The 23,776-nt window shown below is 56.6% G+C and carries 24 protein-coding genes, 1 tRNA gene and 3 pseudogenes; 9 read left to right on the plus strand and 19 right to left on the minus strand.

Annotation, left to right across the window (positions count from 1 at the left end):
* Positions 1–37: 37 nt before the first annotated feature.
* Together J7E41_RS16725 and J7E41_RS16730 are read right to left on the minus strand one after the other, a co-directional pair.
* A complete protein-coding gene (locus tag J7E41_RS16725; protein ID WP_214994462.1) occupies positions 38–1,012 on the minus strand; it encodes an amino acid ABC transporter permease in 975 nt (324 codons plus the stop codon).
* Between the two features lie 137 nt (positions 1,013–1,149).
* The gene (locus tag J7E41_RS16730; RefSeq protein ID WP_214994464.1) at positions 1,150–2,400 is read right to left on the minus strand and encodes a 2-aminoadipate transaminase; all 1,251 of its coding nucleotides are present in this window, start codon (positions 2,398–2,400) and stop codon (positions 1,150–1,152) included.
* Positions 2,401–2,646: 246 nt separating this feature from the next.
* On the opposite strand from J7E41_RS16730, the gene J7E41_RS16735 reads away from it, so the two are divergent.
* The gene (locus J7E41_RS16735) at positions 2,647–3,675 is read left to right on the plus strand and encodes an amino acid ABC transporter substrate-binding protein (protein WP_214994466.1); all 1,029 of its coding nucleotides are present in this window, start codon (positions 2,647–2,649) and stop codon (positions 3,673–3,675) included.
* 33 nt (positions 3,676–3,708) lie between these two features.
* On the opposite strand, the gene J7E41_RS16740 is transcribed toward J7E41_RS16735, so the two are convergent.
* From J7E41_RS16740 to J7E41_RS16765, 6 genes and pseudogenes are all read right to left on the minus strand, one after another.
* On the minus strand, positions 3,709–4,722 hold the full coding sequence (locus J7E41_RS16740) for a diguanylate cyclase domain-containing protein (RefSeq protein WP_214994467.1): 1,014 nt from the start codon (positions 4,720–4,722) through the stop codon (positions 3,709–3,711).
* Positions 4,723–4,875: 153 nt separating this feature from the next.
* Positions 4,876–5,181 carry an XRE family transcriptional regulator gene (locus J7E41_RS16745; protein WP_214994468.1) on the minus strand — a complete coding sequence of 102 codons (306 nt, stop codon included), beginning with the start codon at positions 5,179–5,181 and terminating at the stop codon, positions 4,876–4,878.
* A gap of 10 nt (positions 5,182–5,191) precedes the next feature.
* A pseudogene (locus J7E41_RS16750) lies at positions 5,192–5,526 on the minus strand (type II toxin-antitoxin system RelE/ParE family toxin).
* Positions 5,527–5,720: 194 nt separating this feature from the next.
* Positions 5,721–7,631, minus strand: coding sequence for an alkaline phosphatase D family protein (locus J7E41_RS16755; RefSeq protein ID WP_214994469.1), 1,911 nt, complete (start codon positions 7,629–7,631; stop codon positions 5,721–5,723).
* A gap of 126 nt (positions 7,632–7,757) precedes the next feature.
* Positions 7,758–7,961: a hypothetical protein gene (locus J7E41_RS16760; protein WP_214994470.1), complete on the minus strand. Its 204-nt coding sequence runs from the start codon at positions 7,959–7,961 to the stop codon at positions 7,758–7,760.
* 256 nt (positions 7,962–8,217) lie between these two features.
* On the minus strand, positions 8,218–8,583 hold the full coding sequence (locus J7E41_RS16765; RefSeq protein ID WP_214994471.1) for a response regulator: 366 nt from the start codon (positions 8,581–8,583) through the stop codon (positions 8,218–8,220).
* Between the two features lie 192 nt (positions 8,584–8,775).
* On the opposite strand from J7E41_RS16765, the gene J7E41_RS16770 reads away from it, so the two are divergent.
* On the plus strand, positions 8,776–9,297 hold the full coding sequence (locus J7E41_RS16770) for a GNAT family N-acetyltransferase (protein ID WP_214994473.1): 522 nt from the start codon (positions 8,776–8,778) through the stop codon (positions 9,295–9,297).
* Positions 9,298–9,343: 46 nt separating this feature from the next.
* Positions 9,344–9,733: a c-type cytochrome gene (locus J7E41_RS16775; RefSeq protein ID WP_214994474.1), complete on the plus strand. Its 390-nt coding sequence runs from the start codon at positions 9,344–9,346 to the stop codon at positions 9,731–9,733.
* Positions 9,734–10,075: 342 nt separating this feature from the next.
* Here J7E41_RS16775 and J7E41_RS16780 read toward each other — a convergent pair whose 3' ends face one another.
* The 7 genes from J7E41_RS16780 to J7E41_RS16810 form a co-directional block, all read right to left on the minus strand.
* Positions 10,076–10,546: a hypothetical protein gene (locus tag J7E41_RS16780; protein ID WP_214994475.1), complete on the minus strand. Its 471-nt coding sequence runs from the start codon at positions 10,544–10,546 to the stop codon at positions 10,076–10,078.
* 10 nt (positions 10,547–10,556) lie between these two features.
* Positions 10,557–10,835, minus strand: a complete 279-nt coding sequence (locus J7E41_RS16785) for a colicin E3-like toxin immunity protein (RefSeq protein ID WP_214994476.1) — start codon at positions 10,833–10,835, stop codon at positions 10,557–10,559.
* 15 nt (positions 10,836–10,850) lie between these two features.
* Complete coding sequence (locus tag J7E41_RS16790; RefSeq protein WP_214994477.1) at positions 10,851–12,014, minus strand: S-type pyocin domain-containing protein; 1,164 nt, start codon at positions 12,012–12,014, stop codon at positions 10,851–10,853.
* Between the two features lie 229 nt (positions 12,015–12,243).
* On the minus strand, positions 12,244–12,534 hold the full coding sequence (locus tag J7E41_RS16795) for a barstar family protein (protein ID WP_214994478.1): 291 nt from the start codon (positions 12,532–12,534) through the stop codon (positions 12,244–12,246).
* A 43-nt stretch (positions 12,535–12,577) separates the two neighbouring features.
* Positions 12,578–12,946 carry a PH domain-containing protein gene (locus J7E41_RS16800; protein ID WP_169353080.1) on the minus strand — a complete coding sequence of 123 codons (369 nt, stop codon included), beginning with the start codon at positions 12,944–12,946 and terminating at the stop codon, positions 12,578–12,580.
* 85 nt (positions 12,947–13,031) lie between these two features.
* A complete protein-coding gene (locus J7E41_RS16805) occupies positions 13,032–13,361 on the minus strand; it encodes a hypothetical protein (protein WP_214994479.1) in 330 nt (109 codons plus the stop codon).
* Between the two features lie 346 nt (positions 13,362–13,707).
* A complete protein-coding gene (locus tag J7E41_RS16810) occupies positions 13,708–13,917 on the minus strand; it encodes a hypothetical protein (RefSeq protein ID WP_131698006.1) in 210 nt (69 codons plus the stop codon).
* 546 nt (positions 13,918–14,463) lie between these two features.
* Between J7E41_RS16810 and J7E41_RS16815 the strand changes: the two genes are divergently transcribed.
* The 3 genes from J7E41_RS16815 (at position 14,464) to J7E41_RS16825 (ending at position 17,440) form a co-directional block, all read left to right on the plus strand.
* Positions 14,464–15,951 (plus strand): SulP family inorganic anion transporter, encoded by a 1,488-nt coding sequence (locus J7E41_RS16815; protein ID WP_214994481.1) that lies wholly within the window; start codon positions 14,464–14,466, stop codon positions 15,949–15,951.
* Between the two features lie 11 nt (positions 15,952–15,962).
* Entirely contained in the window at positions 15,963–16,814 is an 852-nt protein-coding gene (locus tag J7E41_RS16820) for a universal stress protein (RefSeq protein ID WP_214994484.1), read from the plus strand.
* 92 nt (positions 16,815–16,906) lie between these two features.
* Complete coding sequence (locus J7E41_RS16825; protein ID WP_131698003.1) at positions 16,907–17,440, plus strand: NUDIX domain-containing protein; 534 nt, start codon at positions 16,907–16,909, stop codon at positions 17,438–17,440.
* Between the two features lie 33 nt (positions 17,441–17,473).
* On the opposite strand, the pseudogene tnpC reads toward J7E41_RS16825, so the two are convergent.
* The 4 genes and pseudogenes from tnpC to J7E41_RS16845 form a co-directional block, all read right to left on the minus strand.
* Positions 17,474–18,121: pseudogene (gene tnpC, locus J7E41_RS16830) on the minus strand (IS66 family transposase); the annotation flags it as partial.
* Positions 18,117–18,506, minus strand: a pseudogene (locus J7E41_RS16835) (integrase domain-containing protein); the annotation flags it as partial. The pseudogenes tnpC and J7E41_RS16835, both read right to left, overlap by 5 nt.
* Positions 18,507–19,495: 989 nt before the next feature.
* Positions 19,496–20,815 carry a tyrosine-type recombinase/integrase gene (locus J7E41_RS16840; RefSeq protein WP_214994486.1) on the minus strand — a complete coding sequence of 440 codons (1,320 nt, stop codon included), beginning with the start codon at positions 20,813–20,815 and terminating at the stop codon, positions 19,496–19,498.
* Positions 20,816–20,978: 163 nt separating this feature from the next.
* Positions 20,979–21,063 (minus strand) — tRNA-Leu (locus J7E41_RS16845).
* Between the two features lie 108 nt (positions 21,064–21,171).
* Here J7E41_RS16845 and queA point away from each other — a divergent pair.
* Genes queA through yajC form a run of 3 tightly spaced genes read left to right on the plus strand, consistent with a single transcriptional unit; the run spans position 21,172 to position 23,724 of the window.
* The gene (queA, locus tag J7E41_RS16850) at positions 21,172–22,221 is read left to right on the plus strand and encodes a tRNA preQ1(34) S-adenosylmethionine ribosyltransferase-isomerase QueA (RefSeq protein ID WP_214994487.1); all 1,050 of its coding nucleotides are present in this window, start codon (positions 21,172–21,174) and stop codon (positions 22,219–22,221) included.
* 5 nt (positions 22,222–22,226) lie between these two features.
* Positions 22,227–23,342 carry a tRNA guanosine(34) transglycosylase Tgt gene (tgt, locus tag J7E41_RS16855; protein ID WP_214994770.1) on the plus strand — a complete coding sequence of 372 codons (1,116 nt, stop codon included), beginning with the start codon at positions 22,227–22,229 and terminating at the stop codon, positions 23,340–23,342.
* 43 nt (positions 23,343–23,385) lie between these two features.
* Positions 23,386–23,724, plus strand: coding sequence for a preprotein translocase subunit YajC (gene yajC, locus J7E41_RS16860; RefSeq protein WP_003175975.1), 339 nt, complete (start codon positions 23,386–23,388; stop codon positions 23,722–23,724).
* The last annotated feature ends 52 nt before the right edge of the window (positions 23,725–23,776 follow it).

Here is a 23,776-nt window from a genome sequence, read left to right on the forward strand (position 1 = left end):
TCGGGCGCTCGGTAATATGAATCTGAGTCGTCATGGTTCAACCCCTTGCCGTGGATCGGTTGACCCGTTTTTCAATCCGCGCCTGCACCCGTTCGAGGATGAAGGACATCGCCCAGTAAATCATTGCGGCAGTGATCAGCATTTCCAGGTGGCGAAAGTCGGCGCGGCCCTGGGTCTTGGCCAGGTACATCAACTCCCAGACACCGATCACCGAGACGAGGGAGCTGTCCTTGAGCATGGCGATGAACTGGTTGCCGGTGGGCGGGATGATCACCCGCAAGGCCTGGGGCATGATCACTCGGCTCAAGGTCTTGAACGGGCTGATGCCCAGGGCTCGGGAGGCTTCCCACTGGCCCACCGGAATACTCTGGATACCGGCGCGGAAAATCTCCGTCATGTAGGCGCCGTAGCACAGTGACAAGGCCAGGATACCGGCCGGCACCGCGTCGACCACGTAGCCCAGTTGTGGCAGGCCCAGGTAAATCAGGTAGATCTGGATCAGCAGCGGCACACCGCGAAAGAACGAGGTGTAGAACGAGGCCAGCGCGTTGGCCACACCGTTGTTCGACAGCTTGGCCACGGCACCGATGAGCGCCAGGACGAAGGCAATCACGATGGCGATGGCAGAGATATACAGCGTGGTGGCCGCGCCCTGGATGATCAGGAAGCCCACTTTGTCGAAGATGAAGCTGTAGGAGAGGTTGAAGGTGTCGAAGAACGCCAGGAACAGGATCAGCAACTCGACCCAGACCACCGTCGTCTGCACCTTGAGCTTCAAGCGTCCCAGAACATGAAAGTTAAGTGTGCCGAGCACGGCAATGGCCAGGCCGATGGCGATATTGCGCGCCGTCAAACTGTCCGGCGCGTTACCCAACAGGGGCTGCAGGAAATGACTCAGGGCACTGTTACCCAGGTTCATCAGGTACGCGCCGAGGAACAGCACGACGGCTACGCCGAGCAGGAACCGAGGATCATTGGACTTCTTTTTATAAATTATATTGTCGTGATACATGGATGCCTCTGGCTTGTCAGGGGTACTGATCTCGTCAGGTAGAGGGGATATCGGCCAGTATTGCCGGGCAAAATTGCCCACGACAAGCGACCATAATTCGTTATGTCAGTCCCTGAGGTCATCCTGGGTTTGGCGGTTCAATCCAGTGCAGCCAGGCAAGCTTCAAGAGTATCCAGGCCTTCCTCCAGCACGGCGGGTTCGATGGTCAACGGCGCTAGCAGGCGGATGATGTGGCGGGATTTACCGCTGGGCATCAGCAGCAAACCGGCATCCCGTGCCAGGCTCAGCAGTTGGGTCAGTTGTTTGGATGCCGGTGTTCCATCGGCGTTGACCAACTCGATGCCGCGCATGGCGCCGACGCCGGTCAAGCGGCCCAGGTAGGGTGAAAGCTGTTTGGCTCGCCACGACGCGTAGCGGCCAACGATCGCTTCTTCCTGCTGCGTGCCCCAGCTGTGCAGGTGTTCATCCGTCATGACATCAAGGGTGGCCAACGCCGCTGCGCAGGCAATCGGGTTGCCGGAATAGGTACCGCCCAGGCCGCCCTTGGGCAAGGTGTCGAGCAACGACTTGCGACCCACCACCGCTCCCAGCGGCACACCGCCGGCAATGCTTTTGCCCAGCAGGATCAGGTCCGGTTCGATGCCCAGGCGCGAGAAGGCGAAGCGCTGGCCGGTGCGGCCGAAACCGGACTGGATTTCATCGGCAATCAGCAGGATCTTCTTGTCATCGCACAAGCGCCGCAGGGCTTGGGCGAACTCCACGTCGAGGGCCAGGAAACCGCCTTCGCCCTGTACCGGTTCGATGATGAAGCAGGCGACGTCATCCACATCGATTTCTACGCTGAACAGCCGCTCCATGGCCTTCAACGCCTCATCGCAGGTCACGCCGTTATCCTTGCTGGGAAAGGGCAGGTGATACACCGGGCCAGGCAGCACACCGACTTTTTGTTTGTAGGGCGCGACCTTACCGTTGAGGTTCAACGTGGCCAGGGTACGGCCGTGGAAGGCGCCGTCAAAGGCGATGACCGCCGTGCGGCCGGTGGCGCCACGGACGATTTTCAAGGCGTTTTCCGCCGCCTCCGCGCCGCTGTTGGTGAGCATGCCGCTGACTGGGTAATCCACCGGGATGAAGGCGGTGAGGCGGTCCATCAGTTCGATATAGGGCGCGTGGGGCGCGGCGTTGAAGGCGTAGTGGGTGAGTTTTGTCGCCTGCTCGCGAATCGCCTCGACGATACGCGGGTGACAGTGGCCGAGGTTGAGCACGCCGATGCCCCCGACGAAGTCGATGTAGCGTTTGCCGGTGGTGTCCCAGACCTCAGCGTTTTTGCCGTGGCTGAGGCTAATGGGGTGGACGATGGAAATCGACTGGCTGATGGTTTCGCGGCTCATGGATCTCGGACTCGCAAGTGAGGGTGCTTCTTTTTATCTAAGCCGTGAGCCGCGCTGCCCCGCAAACGAAATAAAGTCGCCGGGTCATTATTAAAAGTCGGGATGTGCGGTTGTAGCGAGCAGGCGTGCTCTATTGGCCAAAGGTTGTTTGTAGCCGAGGTGTAAAGCGGTTGATACTCATCGCTCGCTATCAGCCGGCGCGGGTTTGCGGCGCCGAATAATAAAAAACGACAGGGAACGCCTTGCATGAATAACCTGAAAACCACGTTGGCCACCTTCACCGCCATTGCGCTATTGGGGCTGACTGGGGCCGCCCAGGCGGGCGCGACCCTGGACGCCATCCAGAAGAAAGGCTTTATCCAGTGCGGCGTCAGTGACGGTTTGCCTGGCTTCGGCGTGCCGGATGCCAAGGGCAAGATGACCGGTATCGACGTTGATGTTTGCCACGCCGTCGCCGCTGCCGTGTTCGGCGATGCTTCGAAAGTGAAGTTCAGCCAGTTGACCGCCAAGGAGCGTTTCACCGCGTTGCAGTCCGGAGAAATCGACCTGATCTCGCGTAACACCACTTGGACCAGCTCACGGGATGCCGGCATGGGCCTGGTATTCACCGGGATCACCTATTACGACGGCATTGGCTTTCTGGTGAACAACAAGCTGGGGGTGGCCCATGCCAAAGAACTCGACGGCGCGACCATCTGCATCCAGGCCGGTACCACCACTGAGTTGAACGTTTCCGATTACTTTCGCGCCAACGGCATGAAGTACACACCGATCACCTTCGACACCGCCGATGAAAGCGCCAAGGGCCTGGAGGCCGGTCGTTGCGATGTATTGACCACTGACCAGTCGGGTCTGTACGCCCAGCGGATCAAGATGGCCCATCCGGACGAGTTCGTGGTGCTGCCAGAGGTGATTTCAAAGGAGCCGTTGGGCCCCTTGGTGCGCAAGGGCGACGAGGAATGGTTCAGTATCGTCAAATGGACCCTGTTCGCCATGCTCAATGCTGAGGAGATGGGGATCACCTCACAGAACGTTGAAGAGCAGGCCAAGAGCACGAAGAACCCCGATGTCGCCCGCCTGCTGGGCGCCGACGGTGAGTACGGCAAGGACTTGAAGCTGCGCAAGGATTGGGTGGTGCAGATCGTCAAGCAGGTGGGCAATTATGGCGAGGTGTTCGAGCGCAACATCGGCCAGGGCAGCGTGCTGAAGATCAAGCGTGGCCTCAATGCCTTGTGGAACAACGGCGGTATTCAATACGCACCGCCGGTTCGTTAAACGGTGACAGGAGCGAGTTTGCTCGCTCCTGCATCACTCTGAGACGCCATCCTTGCCCGCCGCCTTGGAGCGGTACAGCGCCTGGTCCGCGCGAGCCATCAGGCGGGTGGGCAACTCGTCAGAGAAGCGTTGCACGACTCCCAGGCTCAACGTCACCTTGAAGTCGCCCACGGTCGGCAGTTTCCTCAGTTCCTGGCGCATGCGTGCTGCCAGGGTTTTTGCCGTTTCCAGGGTGCTTTTGGGCAGGATGACCATGAACTCATCACCGCCCCAACGGGCCAGTAAATCGCCTTGGCGCACGCAGGCTTCAAGGCATTCCACCACCTGCACCAGCGTCTGATCGCCGACCGCATGACCGTGCCGATCGTTGATCGGTTTGAAGTCATCGATGTCCATCGCAATCACCGACAGCGGCAGGCGAAACCGCTGCGCGCGCTCGCATTCTTGCAGCAGGACTTTCTCCAGGCGATAGCGATTGGCGATGTGAGTCAGGGCATCGTGCTCGGCGAGGGAGCGGTTTTCATCCAGTTGCCGTTGAAGTTGCTGATTGACCCGAGACAGCTCGAGGGTGCGCTCGGCCACCAGCGCCTCCAGGGATTTGTTGCGGCGCTCAAGCTGCTCGATAGTGCGTTTGCGTGCTTGAATATTTCGGTGGGCACCGACCATTCGCGCCACGCTGCCATCGTCGTTGCGTGCAATGACGTAGCCTCGGTCTTCGATCCACAGGAAAGTGCCGTCTCTCTTGCGACAGCGGTATTCGGCTCGATAGTGGGTAGTGCGACGGTTGGTGTAATCATCAAACACCTTCATCACCTGGGGATAGTCGTCGGGATGAATGACGTTTTCCCAGGTGAAGACGCTGTTTTCCAGTGAATGGCTGGGGTACCCGAGCATTTCGTACCAGCCCGGATTGCGATAGACAAATCCGCTATTGGCGTTCCAGTCCCAGATGCCATCACTGACCAATTCCATGATGGCATGCAATATGTCGGCATTGAGGTCGGAAAAATCATTGCTCAAGGGGCCGGTATCGGCTGTATCGCACATCTGCGCGCTCCCTGCGAGGGGCTGGCTCGAAATGGCCAGTCAAGTGTTAACGCCGATACTCCGTGGCTGGCCGTACTGTACAGCGGGGATTTTGTGGTTAGAAGTATGTGGCTATATGCCATTATTGCGGGCGTCCGTGCTCGCTATTCCAGGCTATATCACCTGTGTAGCATGGAGGTCCGGCACCAGGCGTACTTCAACGCGCTGTCCCAATGCCCGGGCAGCACTTGCCAGGGTAGTCAGGGTCATGCCGGCATCATTTTGATCCAGCGCTCTGTCTACCGCAGTACGGCTGGTGTGCATGCGCTCTGCCAGTACTTTCTTGCTGATTCGTTGGGCTTTCATCGCTTCGGCCAACTGCCAGGCGATGACACGTTTCAAGGCTGCGGCGGAAACCTCTTCAATGAGCCCCTGTTCATCCAGGAAGTCGTCAAAGTCGGAGCCGATAGGGTTGTTCATGATGTATGCCTCATAGTCTGGCTTTGCGTTGCCTGGCGGTGTACAGCTCGGCCATCGGTGTTTTTTGACTCTTCTTGATGAACCCATGAAGTAACACCATGTCGTGGTCAACCAGTGTGAATATCACTCGAGCGATGTTGTTACCCAGATCTGTCCGAACCTCCCAGAGCCGGTCCTCAAGTTTGCGCACCAATGGCATCCCTAAAGGCCAGCCGAACTGGACAGTCTTGTGCCTATGAGTCTTCTCGAATCCCGTGGCAGTTCTATCAACCAGTCACGAACGGGCTCGTTCCCCGCGTCAGTGCAAAAGAAACGTACGTTCAAGACAAGACAGATATCGTTCACAGGCGAATGTACCAAAAAAGGTTCATCTGACAATCAGCGATGAGTGAGGCCGTTTCGCAAAAAGCGGCCAGAGACTCGCACGTTGTTCTGTCAACGGTGGGGATTGAAATGTTGCCAAAAATGGCGCCGAAAACCGGGTATTCAGTGGTTTCCGGAGAGGACGCGGGAAGTCAGCAGAGCAGGGGTAGGAAAGCTTACTCCGGTGCTTCCATCTTCGTCCGAGGCGTCCCATTGGCGTTATGTTGATAGATCGCCTCTGGCTGCCCCAGCTCATTGAAAAACACCTGGCCAATGCCCGCCGAATTCCACAACCGTTCACCTGCTCGGGCGTGTTCCGGAATATGTGGCACCACTTGCATGGGGCGGCGACGGGTCAGCCAGTTCAAGGGCGAGCGGGGCGAGTAGAGCCAGCGGTTGAGGCGGTCGAACCAGTCCAGCAAGCGTCTGGGGAATTCGTTCTTGATGCCGCTGCTGGTGATCTGCCAGATCTTTGGCCCGGCGTTGCGGTGGCGGATCAACACTTCGTAGACGAATGAGTAGTGCACGTCACCTGAGAGGATCACGTAGTTGCCCGGGGTGCGGGAGTGGCGAAAAATATTCAGGATCACCTGGGCGGCGCCGCGATGGGCCATCCAGTTTTCGGCGTCCACCAGCAGTGGGTAGCCGCACCAGCTGAAGGCTTTTTGTACGGTCTCGATCAGTTTCACCCCAAACACGGGTGCCGGTGAAACGATGATCGCCGAAGGGTGGTCCAGCAGTTCCTGTTGCAGTTCGCTCAAGGCCTCCCAGTCCAGCAGGCCGGACGGTTGCTTGAGGTTGAACTCGCTGCGCCAGCGTCGGGTGCGGGTGTCGAGCACCACCAGTGCAGGCGTGGTGGGCAGTACGTAATGCCATTGCTGGAACTTCAGCAGCTCATCAATCAGTTGGTCCTGGGCATGAGCGTTCAGGTAGTTGTCACGGGCCTGGGCGGTGAGGGCGCAGGTCTGGCTGAGCACTTCCTTGAAGGCGTCCGGGTTATTGCCCCAGCCCTGGCACAGCATATAGGCCAGTAGGGCGTTGCCGATGATGCGCTTGGAGAAGGGATGACCGTAGGCGGTTTCTTCCCATTGCGCGCTGAGGTTCCAGTCGTCGGTGATGTCATGATCGTCAAAGATCATCAGGCAGGGCAGGTGGGCCAATACTCTGGCCACGCCGGTCAAACCGTCGCGAAACGTGTCGATCTGCACCTGCTCGAGGGTATAGCGCGCCTGTTCTTCGGGTGTCAGTTGTGGTGCTTGCGGGCTGATCAGGGTCCAGGGCATTGGTGACCACACCAGCAGGTACATGGCCATCACTTCGGCAAAGGTCACCAAGTGATTGTCGGCGCTACTGCTGGTGAAAATCGGTTTTTTCACGCCGCCGAAAAATCGCTCGCGCAGGGTTTCGTTGCGCTTGAGGGCGGGCAGCAGGTCGGCGCGATGGTAGTAACTGGCCGGGTGCTCGTAGAGCTTCGCGCTGTCGTCCACGACGGCACCGTCCAGGTGTTCGCCGAACAGGCCAAGACGATCGATCAATTGGTGAATGGCCCGCAGCATCGGCCCCGCCACATCATCGGCGTAGACTTGATCGCCGCTCATCATCAGCAAGGCCGGACGTTCATCCGGTGTGTGGGCTTCGACCAACAAGCGGTCCACGCATAACAAGCCTTCATCGGCGCAGTGATGCGGTTTACGGCAGGAACCGTGCATCAGTTGGTGAATGTGGCTGTGCAGGACAAAGTTCGGGTTTTGCGCGTTTGCGTACATCAGGTGCGGCGCCCATTGGGCGATACCGGATGGGCGACCTTGGGCTTCGGTGATCAGCAGGTCATAACCGATGATTACGTCTTGGGGCAGGGCGTCGGCCAATGCCACATCGATCAGGTGGATAAAGGCTTGGCGTCCCACAGGAACAACCTGGCAGCGCGTAGCGTCCAGTTCGAGATCGAGGGTCTGCCCCGGCAGTTGCAGCCTCAGGGTCAACGCCAGTGCCTGGCTTCCCACCAGCCACAGCACCAGGCGCCTGGGTTCCAGACGGCGTAGCAGTGGACCGGCAAGCACGGAGGGCAGTGTGTTGGATTGAGGCATGCAGGAAGTGGCTCTGTGCAAGGTTTGACCGGCAAGGGTAGCGCAGCGGATGTCAGTGTTTTGTTAAGGCGGGCTCGGAGACAAAACAGAGAACTGCGCAATGGCACAGTTCCCTGGTCTTATGCTTTAAAGGAGGTTGCCACGACCGAGGCTGTCCAACCCACCGGAGCTTTTTGGCCTGTCGTTGGCCGACGCGCCGCTGAAGTCAATCGCAGGCCCTTCGACACGCGGCTGTTCAATGCTTCGCTTGTTACGCACAGGCGCTTGTTCGTCATTTTTGGGAAGGTTGTTGTGTACGTTTCCAAAAGAGGGGGGAGTGACGTTAAGCATGGAAGTTTTCCTTCTGTAAGAATGGATTTTCCCGATACGCAACCCAGGGGTGATCAGCCATCTGGTTATCAAGAAGAGCGTGAACTTACAGAGGGCGGAAGGGCCGAGCTATAAACGCCTCGCGTCAAATTATGACGCTGGAAACCGGGTGTCAGAACGGTTGCTTATCGCCGTAGCCGAGGTTTTTCCTTGATCAATCAGGCAGTGCACGTGTTCCCTTGTAGAGGCCGGGCTGGAAGGGGTGGTCGCGAGGGTATCAATGGCGGGACAGTACCAACTGCACGCAATCGATCAGGCGTTCGACACTCCATGGCTTGGGAAGGAAATGTACGGTGCTGCCCAATTGCTCCGGCATCACGGTGTCCCCCGAGGTCAACACCACCGGCAATGAAGGCCAGCGATGAGCCACTACCTTGCTCAAGTCATAGCCATTGAGCAGGCCCGGCATCTGGATATCGCTGACAATCAGATCTACCGGATCGCTTGCGCGCTCCAGAAAAGTCATCCCTTCGTCCGCCGAGGGAAAGGACGTCACGCGCGCGCCGAAGTCTTCGAGCACATCCACCATCAACGCGCGAATGATCTCGTCGTCTTCCAGCACCAAAATTGATGGCTGAGCCATGATCACTACTCCTCCATCGGGGGTCAGTAGAAGGTGGAGTCAGGTGCGGTTGAATAGGTTCGGTTGAATGTTTTTTATTAGATGGATGGTCATTTGGCGGGCTTTCAACCCACAGGGCACATGGCTTGCAGGTCCGGTGCAGGATACGTCAGGATACCGTCGCCATGAGACTGCCCCGCAAGAGACAACCCCATGCCTATCGTGATTCGTCTTGCCACTCCCGATGACGCTGCGTTTCTGCCCGCGATTGAACGTTCGGCCGCCCAGGCCTTCCATCTCATGGAGGGTTTGAGCTGGCTTGCCGAGGCCGAGGTAATGAGCATTGAGCGCCATCGTCAACAGATCGCGCTGTCTACTTGCTGGGTGGCGATTGACGCTGACAATCAGCCCCAGGGATTTTTGAGTGCGCAGTTGTATGGCAAGGATCTGCACATCCATGAACTGTCCGTCATGCGGACCCGGCAAGGCCAAGGAGTCGGGCGGCGGTTGATCGAGGCCATGATGGACGCAGCAAGGTCGCGATATCTGCGCGCAGTGACCTTGACTACCTTCTGCGACGTCCCCTGGAATGCGCCGTTTTACCAGCGACTGGGGTTTGAGCGGGATTCGTTGGCGAAGCCGGATCCGCGTCTGGCGCAGATTCTACGTGATGAATATGCCCACGGTTTTGCCTCGAACAGTCGTTGCGCCATGGTGCGGCGTGTATCGCGATAGAATCGGCCGTACTTTGTTGCCAGCCCTACCTGATCGGGAGCCACCCATGAAATACGTCGCCCTATTGACCTGCGCCGTGACGCTCACGGCAGGGTTGTTCAGCGCCCCGTTATTCGCGGCCGGCGATGCCGAGGCTGGTGGAAAACTGTTCAGCAAAACCTGCGGCGGCTGCCATAGCATCGGTGTTAATGCACGCGGCGGCTTCGGGCCAGAGCTCAATGGGATTATCGGCCGGCCAGCGGGGACTACCACGGATTATCAGTACTCCGACGCGATGAAAAATTCAGGTGTTGTGTGGACGCGGGAAAAACTGGCGGCCTATATCGAGGCACCGAAGAAAGTCGTGAGTGGCACCCGGATGATTTTCTGGGGCATCAGCGATCCGGAGAAGATCGAAAATTTGCTGGCGTACCTTGAGACGTTTCAGGCGCAGTGATCAGCAGTATTATGGCTTTTAGTGCAACCTGATAAACACGCCAATTTTTGTGTGAGCCGGTTCAGCTCGAGAGCGGCTGAATGTTTCTATCTGTATGCCAGGGTGCGGTGATTTGGTTTGATTTAGGGGCGGCATGAATATGATGTCACGACCCATGTCGCCATGTGTGGGATCTGGCTGATGCGGGTGTTGTGGTCGCCGAAGAACACGAAAATTGTGTTGTCGTGGTCACCACTGACCTTGGCGATTTCCATCCGGCGGCCTATGCCGATGTTGTAGTCCAGCAAGCGCACGGCATTGTATGGTTCGACGCGGCGGGTGGGTTATGCACGCGGGTGAGTTTCAGTTCCTGTGGGGTAGAGCCTGGAGAAATACCACGCCGTTGAAGGTGTGAGTGCAGCAGTCGCAAAACGGTTTCATGTGCTCTGCATTCAGCTGTGGATTGACCTTTTGCAGTAGGCCTGTGTTATCGACGTACAGTCCGCTGTAGTAGGTCGATTCACCCACTCTTACGTACTCTGTTTTATCTGCATCATGCAGGGCAACCATCCAGAATACCGGCTCCGACCGATCCAGGCGGGCATTAGCCTCACTGAAAACTTCATCCCATTGATGACCAACCCTGGACAGTAGAAACCTGAATAGCGGTGTGTAATCAAAGCCGTGTCGATGATGACTGTGCATCGAACCACGGTTGGACAAAGAGCTTTTTTCGCTTTTGCTGTGGCGTTCATGTCGATAGGCGCGAAAACTGCCGTGGCGCACATTCCGGGTTCGGGTGTTGACTGAGCGATAGAGCGGTGGTTTTTTCATTGGATTTCTTTTATGGCTGCTTGGCGGGTTGGGGTGGCCATTTACCTTGGTAGCGGAAAGATATTTGGTAATCGAACTGCGCGGGTTCAATCACATGTTGGAAATGCGGTTGGATAATCGTTATCCAGCTTGGAAGAACGTTGAACACATCGGCATATATCGCAGGTTCTTGGTTCAAACCTAACGCCTCAAAAAAGCTGTCGCCATCATCAAGCTCTGCTGAGTATTCATCCGCCTTAACGTAATTGCTGTGCTTGTCGTACCACCGCAATCTGACTTTCATAACCATTCTGAACTCTCCACGTTATCTGTAAATTCGACGTTCTGGTTTTGCAGGGCCTCGACGCTCACCGGTGTAGGGATCGAATGCACCGAGGTGACTCAGGTCACTGTTTCGATAAGCTTCTAATTCGCCTTTTTTGGAATCCCATTCATAGAGTTTCCTCCCTTTAGCATCTATCCAACGCTCACGTAAGCCGCCCCCACCTTGCCTTGGCGTCACGGGTCTTTGCTCTATCAGGCCTGGGAAGCCTGTTATGTCTTCAGTTTTGGGCGCTGGAAAGTAATCATGATCCCGGTTTCTCAGTCCCTTCCGAGGTTGGCTAACCACTACATACAGGGGCCGAACCCCCGACTCGACCGGAAACACCAGAATAAAATCCCGATACTCCGGCGGGTAAATCGGGTTCACCAGAATCTGCTTGGCCGCCTCGGTCGGCGGATAGATCCACATCAGCGGCGCTTGCGGCGCAGCTTCCAATGCCGGGATGCCAAGGGTGTCGCCAGGATCAACGGCGGGTGTCCAAATCAGCTTCACACCTTCACCGAGATCCGCCACAAATTGACTGTCATGGCTCTGAAACTGAACCACATCAATCATCTGCCAATCGGCATTTTTACCGGTGTAGAACCCATACCCCTTTAGCGTCCCGTCGGCGCTTTGCTCGACATGCAGGCGCATCTGCGAGCGGGCTTGTTGCAGGTTCCGGAGTTGGTCTTCGCTATAGAGCGCGCTGTCCCCCAGCTCCGACGGCCAAGCCAGTGCCACCAGGCCTGTCAGCAAGCCACCCGCTGCGGCACCGACGGCCGCCGCAGCTGACTCCAGCGCCGCGGTGCGCAACACAAGCTGGCCAAGCCCGACGGGCAGGGCGCTGCCACTGATCTTCTTAAGGGACACGTCACCGCGACTGTCCACCTCACGCCCGCCCAGTAGGGTGAAGTGGCCGTAATCCTTGATCAGCTCTAGTGATACGTAACCGGTCGGGTTGTTGTAGCTGATGATGCCGTTGGGCAGTTGGCACGACTTGGCGAATACGTAGCCTGGAACCTTGGCGGGTTCAGGCGTGGGAGCGGGAATGGTATCGGGAACATCAATGACCAGTGGATGAGGCGCCCGCGAAGGTTGCGGGGTCAGAATTCGCCGTCTCAGCTGTTCTTTTTCGGTAATCGGATAAGCGCGTTCTGGCATGACTGGCTCACTTCCCTGTGCAGGGGAGTGAGCCTATGAGAACGGTCGAGAGGCTGAAATTCTCGTTGTTCGATGGTGTGCGTGGGAAAAGTCAGTTTGAGCAATGGGCTTCTATAACTCAGCCTAGGAGCGGCAAGGCTCGGGCTGTCGTTTATTTGACGTTTTCGTACTGGGTGGTTTCACACTAGGTGGTCGTGTGGAGAACACTTAGGGCACGCGCAGGGCTCAATCAGCTTAGGTAATGAACCTCTGGCGCAAGATCCGGGTATTCGATCGTCATATCCGTAAGGCTCTGTCGCATGAGCCTTGCGTCGCGGGGCAAACGTTCCGAGAAAACACTCCAGCCAGAGAGCTCCAGTTTTATTGGCATCTCTACCAGACTGGTGATGGCATCCCAGAAAGCGTCCCAGTTTTGGCCGTACCAGTCGGGGAAACCGAGTGTGTTGCTCAGGGTTGAATGGAGTTCGCCTGAGTTCTTGACGCTACTTAAGTCAATTTCTACAACGGGTAATCTAGCCACTTATTCTCCGAGATGCCTGGAGGTTTGAGCCTGGTAAGTGTTGTCAGAGCACATGCCTGGAAATCAACTTCGATATCTCAACAATCGAAGTCTTCCCGGTGAACTCAAACTTCACTTTTCCCACCGACGAAAAGTAAATCTCCAGTTCCGAATCCAGATCAAACGTGCCAGACGTTTCCACCGAATACGCAACGATGTTTTTGTAGGGCAGGGAGGTGAAGTCTTTCTTGCTGCCGGTGATGCCTTGCACATTCACGGCGATGATGCGCTTGGTGGTGAAGACCACGCCGTCGCGCATGGCTTTGTAGGAATCGATGACGTGCTCGTCATCCAGCAGCAGGGACGATACGCGTTCGGCGTATTCGTTGTTCTGTTTGAGTTTGAAGAAGCCTTTGTTGTTGAAGTCGATCATGTTGACGGTCCTTGTGGTGAGCCAGTGAGGGCGCGTTATCGTTGACGACCATCGCGGGCAAGCCCGGCTCCCACAGGAGATTGCGTCACTGGATATCTTTCAGGTAGCCCTTGAGTGTGATGAGCGGTGGGTTCAGTTCCTCAAGTGTCTGCGCTTGGCCGACATTAGCCGCCAGCCGCTGCAGCTCGCGCCCGAGCGGCTTGTCCGCACCACCCAAAGCCACCAGTGCCAATCCGATGCACTCCGAGACTTTAGATTGGATAGCGTCGATATCACCCTTGCGCACGAGCAACCCAAACACTTCCCTCTCATACTCGCTCATGATCAGATCATCCCGCAAAACCGGGCTGCCACCGTCCGTCTCATAAGCCAATTTGAGGGCGAATAGCGCCACCGTCTCCAGCGTCAATTCCATGGTCCAGGTTCCTCTGCTGTCTCGTGCGTCCGCCAACCGCCACTTTTCTACAGGCGAAAAAAAAGACCTTGAATTTCAAGGTCTTTTTTTAAGATGGTGCCCGAGGGAGACTCGAATAATAGCATAACTATATAATTAACATGGTTTTTTGCATGTGTACACTTCCGCGTTGTACCGTGAGGTGTACACCCTACCAGCCGCCAATAAGGACTGATGTGGGGAGGAGCCGGATCGCATCTCTCTATCCGATTTCCGACGAGCGGTGAGTAACATCTACAAGAAACTGATTACGGATAGACTCCTTGGCCTGCCAAAAAAGCGGAACTCCTATGGTTAGCATTCACAATTAGTCGGGCGTCATGAGCACAGCAAGCGTTATCTTGATGAACTCCTCGTTTCGATCGATTGTGTCCAGGGCACCCCGAACATTGTCGGCGACGTCCGCCGATCCGCGCATCTCTACCCAGTTCGAAAGCTCCATGATGGCGGCCTCCAAGGCGAGCTGGTTTTCGTTGATCTTGTATAGCAGGGAAGGGAGTAAGTCTGAGTTTGGCATCGTGCAATCCTCCGTGAAGTCTTCAGCGTAGCAGGGGGATTACTGACCTAGGTGGGGAGTTGCGCATGGTCGGATTGTCGAACGGGCAACGGCGAGAAGGTCTGAAAGTATTTTTGAAATTACGTAACCGTCTGGCCAACTCACCTCTCAGCACACAGAACCAGCTCAGACAAGAACGGTTGGAAAACAAAGCCTTGCCCGCAGGTATACCCATTGAATAAGTCTGTATCTGACGTAGCTCATGCGGAGCTTGGCAGCGGGTCGCAATCGACGATGGCTTCATTGTATACTTCTGCTCCGCATACCCCTTGAGCTACAGGAACATCAGCATGACTGTACTCCAAACGATCTACTGGCAGCCTACGCCGCCTTAGCGCTACGCCCCCTCGCAACACCCTGCTTCCGCTAGCCTCGCTCGCGGGTGCGTATTGCTGTACGCCTGGTTTTACACCTTAAGCACACAGCAAAGAATCCTCAAAATTTGAATTTGTATCGATTCGCTCGCCATTCCCTTGGCGTGCGCGATGCTTTGCCTTGGATATTTCTATGCTGCAAAAACTTAGACAAACGTGGTTTTCCAACGTCCGTGGCGACGTGCTCGCGGGGCTGGTGGTCGCACTCGCGCTGATCCCGGAAGCCATCGCCTTTTCCATCATCGCCGGCGTAGATCCCAAAGTCGGTCTCTACGCCTCCTTCTGTATCTGTGCTGTCATCGCCTTTGTCGGCGGTCGCCCCGGAATGATCTCGGCGGCGACAGGCGCCATGGCACTGCTGATGGTTACGCTGGTAAAAGAGCATGGACTCCAGTATCTGCTGGCCGCGACTCTACTATGTGGCGTACTTCAAATCCTTGCCGGCTACCTGAAGCTTGGCTCGTTGATGCGCTTTGTTTCACGCTCGGTAGTCACCGGCTTCGTAAACGCATTGGCGATTCTGATTTTTATGGCGCAATTGCCTGAGCTGACCAATGTCACCTGGCATGTCTATGCCATGACCGCAGCGGGCCTGGGAATCATCTACCTGTTTCCGTATGTACCGAAAATCGGCAAGCTGATTCCCTCTCCATTGGTGTGCATTCTGACGCTGACTGCCATCGCCATTTACCTCGGTTTGGATATCCGCACCGTCGGTGACATGGGCCAACTGCCTGATACGCTCCCGATCTTCCTCTGGCCTGAAGTTCCGCTGAATTTTGAAACCCTGCGCATCATTTTCCCGTACTCGGCTGCGTTGGCAGTAGTGGGTCTACTCGAATCAATGATGACCGCGACCATCGTCGACGACCTTACCGATACCACCAGCAACAAAAACCGCGAGTGCAAAGGCCAGGGTGTGGCCAACATCGCTGCCGGCATGCTTGGCGGCATGGCAGGTTGCGCCATGATCGGCCAGTCGATCATCAACGTGAAATCTGGTGGCCGCACCCGTCTCTCGACATTGTGTGCCGGCGTTTTCCTGCTGCTGATGGTGGTATTTCTTGGCGAATGGCTCTCCAAAATCCCTATGGCGGCACTCGTGGCTGTGATGATCATGGTGTCCATCGGCACCTTTAGCTGGGATTCTTTGCGTAATCTGAAAGAGCATCCGCTGTCGACCAACCTTGTCATGGTGGCGACCGTCGTGGTCGTCGTGGCCACTCACAACCTGGCTTACGGCGTACTGGTAGGTGTGCTGCTGGCTTCGCTGTTTTTTGCCAATAAGGTCGGGCACTACCTGGATATCAAGAGCACTCTGGAAGAGACGAAATCACATCGGACTTACCACGTCGTGGGCCAGGTGTTCTTTAGCTCTGCGGACAAGTTCACTGAGGTTTTTGACTTTAAGGAAGCGCTCAACAAGGTCACCATCGATCTCACACAGGCGCATTTCTGGGATATCACCGCCGTCGCAGCGCTGGATAAGGTCGTGATCAAGTTCCGACGCGAAGGCGCTGAGGTTGAAGTGCTCGGTCTCAATGAAGCCAGCGCAACAATCGTTGACCGCTTCGGCGTGCATGACAAGCCCGGTGCCATCGACAAGCTCATGAGCCACTAAGGAGAACGACAATGACCCACGTAATGGCATGCATTGATAACTCACAATCCTCATTGGCGGTCTGCGATTACGCAGCATGGGCCTCGCAACGACTCAGCGCTCCCCTGACCTTGCTTCATGTGCTGGATAAGGAGAAATATCCTGCATCCGCTGACCTCAGCGGCAATATCGGTCTCGGTAGCAGAGAACATCTACTGGAAGAGTTGGCCACGCTGGATGCGCAGCGGGCAAAACTGGCCTTGGAGCATGGGCAGCACATGCTTGAAAAAGCTCGCGAGCGAACACTCATCTCTGGCGCCATATCACCTGATCTGAAGCAGCGCCATGGCCATCTCGTCGAGAGCCTGAGCGATCTCCAAGACGATATTCGATTACTGGTGATTGGAAGAGTCGGTGAGGACAGCACTCGCAGTGCCCAAAGTCTTGGCAGCCAGATTGAAGCGGTAGTCCGAACTATCCACCGCCCCATCCTGATTACAACCAGCCATTTTAGGAAACCTGAAACGGTCATGGTGGCATTTGACGGCAGCGCTACAGGCCACAAGACCGTACAGATGCTTGCTTCAAGCCCGCTGTGCGAAGGCCTGCCAATTCATATCGTCATGGTTGGTACGGACTCTGAGGAAAACCAGAACGAGCTGGAGAAAGCACGAACCACATTTGCCTCTTCTGGGCTGCTAGTGCATGCCGAGATCCGCCCAGGCGAAGTAGAGTCGGTACTTCATGCGTATCAGGCAGAGCACGGCATTGACCTCTTGGTCATGGGGGCGTACGGGCACTCACGCATCAGGCAGTTTCTGGTAGGCAGCACGACCACGACGATGCTGCGAACATCCACTTTACCCGTATTGCTGCTTCGCTGAGCCAGTTCCACTGGCCACAGTATTTCCAGAACTGCGGAAATGCCGTGGCCACCCTGGACGATGACTAACTGATTTTGCCGTAACGAGACCCCATGCAACTCATAACTGAAATTGTTCACCCCGAGCTGAAATCCAAGCAGGGCAGAGTATTCCGTCGACATGCAGCACGGGGCATCGTGATGCGGGGTGAACAGATCCTGTTGCTGTTCACCGAGCGCTATAACGACTTCAGCTTTCCTGGAGGCGGCCTTGATGGTGACGAGGACATTGTCACAGGCCTGAAGCGTGAGCTTGAGGAAGAGACTGGTGCTCGTGAAATACAGGTGCTCCAGCACTACGGTTACATCGAGGAGTACCGGCCCTATTGGAAGCCACACTACGATCTGATGCACATGACCTCGCATTTTTATCAATGCGAAGTAGCGCCCCAGCTAGAGCCCGTGAGAATGGAAAGCCACGAAATCGCTAATGGTATGCGGCCTGTCTGGATCAACCTGCATGAAGCCATCACGCACAATGAAGCCGTCATGCAGCGTCACGAGTCTTCGATGGGGCAATCAATTCTGCGCGAAACCTACATGCTGAGAAAAGTCGCTTCCGAGTTGTTGGTGCCAATCAGCCTTTGAGCTGACTATTTGGCGAAGTCCACTTAGCCTGTCTCAGGCAAGCATCCAATGCTGCGGGAGTAATTGCGTGATTTCGCTCGCCCGCTGTGTCCGAAGCCGCATCAGCACACCCTTGAGATAGGCATACGGATCGCGTCCATTCATACGCGCCGACTGGATCAGGCTCATGATTGCCGCCGCCCTTTTTCCACTGCGCAGCGACCCGGCAAAAAACCAGTTCGAGCGCCCAAGCGCCCACGGCCGGATCAAATTCTCGATCTGGTTACTGTCGATGGGCACAGCACCATCTTCCAGGTAGCGCGTCAGCGCTACCCAGCGTTTAAGGCTGTAATCCAGGGCCTTGGCCGTGGCCGAACCCTCGGGCACAAGTTCGCGTTGGGCCAAAATCCACTCATGCAGTTTTTTAGCGATGGGCACCGCTGTTTCCTGACGTAATCGCCAGCGGTCTTCGTCGCTCATTTCCTTGGCGTGTCGCTCGACTTCATACAACCCGCCAATCGAGTGAAGCGCCTGCTCTGCCAACTGGCTTTTATTGGCTACATGCAGGTCGAAGAATTTGCGACGTGCATGAGCCATGCAGCCGATTTCGGTGATGCCCAGCTCGAAGCTGGCCTTGTAGCCGGCGAAGTCATCACAGACCAGCTTACCGTTCCACGCGCCCAGGAAGTTACGCGCATGTTCGAACAGTGGTCCGCTGCATTCCCAACGCCTTGCTCGGACTCGGCACTTTCACATACGGATCACCGCGAAGCGCGGCCATGGTTCGGTTCACGCTGGACAATCGGTTTTGCGCGGTCGCGATGACGATAGCTCCTTGTTCGACTTGCTGCCGCAGATGCCCGGCGTAGTCCAGTAAGGTCTGCCGAACAGTTTTTCGCGTATCGTTGAACCCTGGTACATCCTCCGAACGACACCAGCGTACAAACGCCTGCCACCGATCACTGTGCGCTTTGACAGTCCCGTAATGCCCGCCGCCAAACAGATCTTTTAGCGCTTGTGGCCCGGCATAGCTCAGTTGCCGGCCATAGCCAAAATTGCGTCCATCTCGCCTGCCCACCAGTGCCATGATCGAACACCTCTCGAAGCCAAAACCTTTAAAACTTTCCCCACGTCATCCCGCCAAGAATGCTGAGTGTTATCAGGGATCAAGGCCCCTGCGACCTGTGAGGGTTGTCCACTAACGCGGGACTGACGGCTCTTTACTACCGGGAGCTTGGGCATCTCATGATCTGGCCTCCTGAACACCTCCGAAGAAGTGGGCGGGTGGAGGCTGCACTGGCTGACGAGACCAGCGCCGCGAGATCCTGAGTCGGGTGAAGGCAGTGATGCGATGACTGGGGCATGCCTGACTGTCAGTCAGGTGCAGTCCATTCCGTGGGTTGCGGCACCATCATCTGCGTCGCTGTTGCTGGTGACTTCGGTGTTTGTCACGCCGATTGTCATGAGGGGAAATGCCGCAAAGCCTTGTACGAGTTGGGCTGCAGCAGCGGTAGGAGCGCCCGTCTCTTTCCGGGAGAAAGAGACGGGCGCAGGTTGGCGCAGTGAAATGGCCAAGCGGATAGGTTGCTGCAGGGCAGCTATGAAAGGGGGAAGTTGCCGCAGTGGGCACACTGGTAAAAGTAGGCATCCATCACATCGCTGTGACCGTGCGAGCCGCCGGATGCTAATCGCACTTTGGGAGAACCACCACGGTGTGGCGTAGCCTTAAAGGTTCTGGCTACCTGGGTTGCTGTCAACGACAGCGCTTTGCCCGATCTTTTCTACGCCTGTGGAGAATTCGGGTCAAGGCTCGAATTTTCGGGAATTCTGCGGCGGTGGATGAAATTATCCACCGGCGGAAATCAGTGGTTTTCCACAGACAGTTGTGTGGGTTTTAGATTTTTTAAGTGAGGTCCATCCAAGCAGGGCGGCTTTGCAGCCCTGCTTGGATGGACCCGCGTGGAAGGCTGGGCTGTGGAGATCTCACCGTCTTACCATTGTTGGAGTGCGCCACCGTAGTTTTGCAAGGCGATGATGTTGTCGTTGAACTGGTCGAATTGGTGAGGTGCCACGTGATCACTGAGTCGCCGTTGAGTCTGTCTCCTTTTGGAGGTGATCATCTTTGTGTGTATGGGATGCTGTTATAGGCGGTGCAGAAGGGCGTGCGAGGAACTGATTAACGCGAGTATCAAATTGATCGCGAAGGTTGGCTGTAATGCCTTCTTTGAGGGCGTCGAGATAGTCTGCATACCATTGCATCATGATCCGACGTTGCGGCAGATATAGGGCTTGATTGTACTCACCAGAGATGCCGCCCTCGACGTGAGCCAGCTGGCTTTCGACATGGTCCTTCAACCAGCCATGTTCGCGCAGCAGCGTGCTTGCGGTATGACGAGTGCCATGGCTGACGAGTCGTCCTTTATAGCCGATCTTGGCGAACACCAAGTTGATCGTGTTTTCACTGATGACTGGCTGCTTTTCACCATTGCCTGGGAATAGATACCGACTGCGGCCAGTGCTTTGGTTCAGTTTGGTAAGCATGGCGATCAATTGATGAGGTAGAGGGCTGACGTAGTCTCTGCGCATCTTCATGCGGGCGGCCGGGATGGTCCAAATCCCTTCCTCAAAATCGATTTCCTCCCATTTTGCGTAGCGAACCATGCCGGGTCGGCTCGCCGTCAGAATTGTCATCCATGATGCAATCCTCGCTGGTAGCCGGCTGGTGGTCTTGCTTAAGGCCCGGAGAAACTCAGGTAGTTCGTGTTCGTGCAGATGTGGATAGTGTTGAGTGGGCGGTGGGGCTATCGCAATGGCATGGAGTTCGGAGGCTGGATTGTGTTCGCACAGGCCGCGTGCAATGGCTTGACTGAAAATCTGTTTCAGCCAGGTCCGGGTCTTGTCCGCAACATTGAAGGCTCCTCGTTTTTCGATGCAGGCCTGCAGTTTTGCGCAGTCGCTTCGCGTGATGAGCTCCAGTTGCTTCTCGCCGAGAGCGGGCAGTAGATCCTTGTCGAGATAGTCGCGGATCTTTTTCAGCGTCGCGCTGCTGCGGCCGGAGTCCGATTTGAATTGGTACCAGTACTCCGCGGCTCGCCTGAAGGTGTTGAGCCCGGCCTCCTGCTGTCGCAGCTTGTCATCGCGGCGTTTGGCGCCGGGGTTAGTGCCTTGCTTGAGTAGGTTGCGGCATTCTGCAGCTCGTTCACGGGCTTCCTGCAAGGAGATATGCGGATACACGCCCAGTGACATGCGCGCCGCCCGACCCTGATACGTGTACCGGAAGTGCCAATACTTGCTGCCGTTGGGTTTCACCAGCAGGGCAAGACCCGAACTATCACTCAAGGTGAACGGTCTGTCGGCAGGCTTGGACGCTTTGATTTGTAAGGCGGTCAATGGCATCGCTGTACACCTCCGGTTCTCGAACTGGAATATGTACAGAAAATGTACCAAAAAGAGGCTGGCTTGCAAGAGATGGGGGTGGAACCCCAGAGACCAAAAAGCCCGCAGTTAGCGGGCTCTAGGGGTGTTGTGTAGACGTTGGTAGTCGTCTATGTACTGCAAATGGTGCCCCGAGGGAGACTCGAACTCCCACTCCTTTCGAAAACGGATTTTGAATCCGCCGCGTCTACCAATTCCGCCATCAGGGCTCAATGGCGGCGAAGTATAGAGATGAGATTACCGTTGGTCAATCACGTTTCATGGTCTATTTTCACTATTTCCGCTAGACTTCCCGGCCCTGCTAGACGAACCCCATCATGCGCGTTGCTGACTTTACTTTTGAACTCCCTGATTCGCTGATCGCTCGCCACCCTTTGGCCGAGCGTCGCGCCAGTCGACTGCTGACCCTGGACGGGGTCAGTGGTGCCCTCGCACACCGTCAATTCACTGATTTGCTTGAGCATTTGCGCCCAGGCGATTTGATGGTTTTCAACAATACCCGGGTGATTCCGGCGCGGCTGTTTGGCCAGAAAGCGTCCGGCGGCAAGCTGGAAATTCTGGTGGAGCGGGTGTTGGACAGTCATCGCGTGCTGGCCCATGTGCGCTCCAGCAAGTCGCCGAAACCGGGGTCGAAGATCCTCATCGATGGCGGTGGCGAAGCGCAGATGCTGGCGCGCCATGATGCGTTGTTCGAGCTGGGGTTTGCCGAGGAAGTATTGCCGTTGCTGGAGCGGGTCGGGCATATGCCGTTGCCTCCTTATATAGACCGCCCGGATGAAGACTCGGACCGCGAGCGTTATCAGACGGTGTATTCCGAGCGCCTGGGTGCGGTGGCCGCCCCGACGGCGGGGTTGCATTTTGACCAGCCGCTGCTGGAAGCGATTGCCGCCAAGGGTATCGAGTCTGCCTTTGTGACCCTGCACGTGGGGGCCGGGACGTTTCAGCCGGTGCGTGTGGATAACATCGAAGACCATCACATGCACAGCGAATGGCTGGAAGTCAGCCAGGGCGTGGTGGATGCGGTCAACGCGTGCAAGGCGCGCGGTGGGCGTGTGGTGGCGGTCGGTACCACCAGCGTGCGGTCCCTCGAGAGCGCGGCGCGCGATGGCGTGCTCAAGCCCTTCAGCGGTGACACCGATATCTTTATCTACCCAGGCCGGCCGTTCCATGTGGTCGATGCCCTGGTGACCAATTTCCATTTGCCGGAATCCACGCTGTTGATGCTGGTGTCGGCGTTCGCTGGTTATCCCGAAGCCATGGCTGCCTATAAGGCCGCCATCGAGCATGGATACCGTTTTTTCAGCTACGGTGATGCGATGTTTATCACCCGCAATCCGGCGCCGCGCGGCCCAGAGGAACAAGTATGAGTCGTATGTCGTTTGAACTGCTGGCCACCGACGGCAAGGCCCGTCGCGGTCGCCTGACCTTCCCGCGCGGCACCGTCGAGACGCCGGCGTTCATGCCGGTCGGTACCTACGGCACGGTAAAAGGCATGCTGCCACGGGATATCATCGCCACCGGCGCCGAGATCATCCTGGGCAACACCTTCCACCTGTGGCTGCGCCCTGGCACGGAAGTGATCAAGAAGCACGGCGACCTGCATGACTTCATGAAGTGGCAAGGCCCGATCCTGACCGACTCCGGTGGTTTCCAGGTGTTCAGCCTGGGCGCCATGCGCAAGATCAAGGAAGAGGGCGTGACCTTCGCCTCCCCGGTAGACGGCTCCAAGGTGTTCATGGGGCCGGAAGAGTCGATGCAGGTCCAGCGCGACCTGGGTTCCGACATTGTGATGATTTTTGACGAGTGCACGCCGTACCCGGCCGATGAAGAAGTGGCTCGGGTGTCGATGGAGCTGTCGTTGCGTTGGGCCCAGCGTTCGAAGAATGCCCATGGTGACAACACCGCGGCCTTGTTCGGTATTGTGCAGGGCGGCATGCACGAAAACTTGCGCAAGCGTTCCCTGGAAGGCCTGGACAAGATCGGCTTTGACGGCCTGGCCATCGGCGGCCTGTCGGTGGGCGAGCCCAAGCACGAGATGATCAAGGTGCTGGATTACCTGCCGGGCCTGATGCCGGCTGACAAACCTCGTTACCTTATGGGCGTTGGCAAACCGGAAGATCTCGTAGAGGGTGTGCGCCGCGGTGTGGACATGTTCGATTGCGTGATGCCAACCCGTAATGCCCGCAATGGGCATCTGTTCATCGATACCGGCGTGCTGAAGATCCGTAACGCGTTCCATCGCCATGATGATTCGCCGCTGGATCCCACCTGTGACTGCTACACCTGCCAGAACTTCTCCCGTGCTTATCTGCACCATCTGGACAAGTGTGGGGAAATGCTGGGTAGCATGTTGAATACCATCCACAATTTGCGTCACTACCAAGTCCTGATGGCTGGTTTGCGCGAGGCTATTCAACAGGGTACATTGGCCGCCTTCGTCGATGCCTTCTATGCCAAGCGCGGGCTGCCTGTGCCGCCCTTGGACTGAGTTTTCCGACCCTAAGATTCACTATTTGCAACTGGAGTGCTAAATGAGCTTTTTTATCTCTAATGCCATGGCTGATGCCGCTGCACCGGCCGCTGCCGGTCCTATGGGTGGTGGTTTTGAGTGGATTTTCCTGGTCGGCTTCCTGGTCATCTTCTACCTGATGATCTGGCGTCCACAGGCCAAGCGCGCCAAAGAGCAGAAGAACCTGCTGGGCAGCTTGCAGAAAGGTGACGAAGTTGTGACCACCGGCGGTATCGCTGGCAAGATCACCAAGGTTTCCGACGCTTTCGTGGTTCTGGAAGTCTCCGACACCGTAGAAATGAAGTTCCAGAAGGGCGCCATCGCCGCCACGCTGCCAAAAGGCACGCTCAAAGCGATCTAAGTTCCAACCTTTACCAATCGACGGGGCGCGCAAGGCGCCCCGCGTTATAAGC

Origin of the sequence: Pseudomonas fluorescens (genome assembly GCF_018614655.1) — a bacterium.
Taxonomy (GTDB): domain Bacteria; phylum Pseudomonadota; class Gammaproteobacteria; order Pseudomonadales; family Pseudomonadaceae; genus Aquipseudomonas; species Aquipseudomonas fluorescens_BX.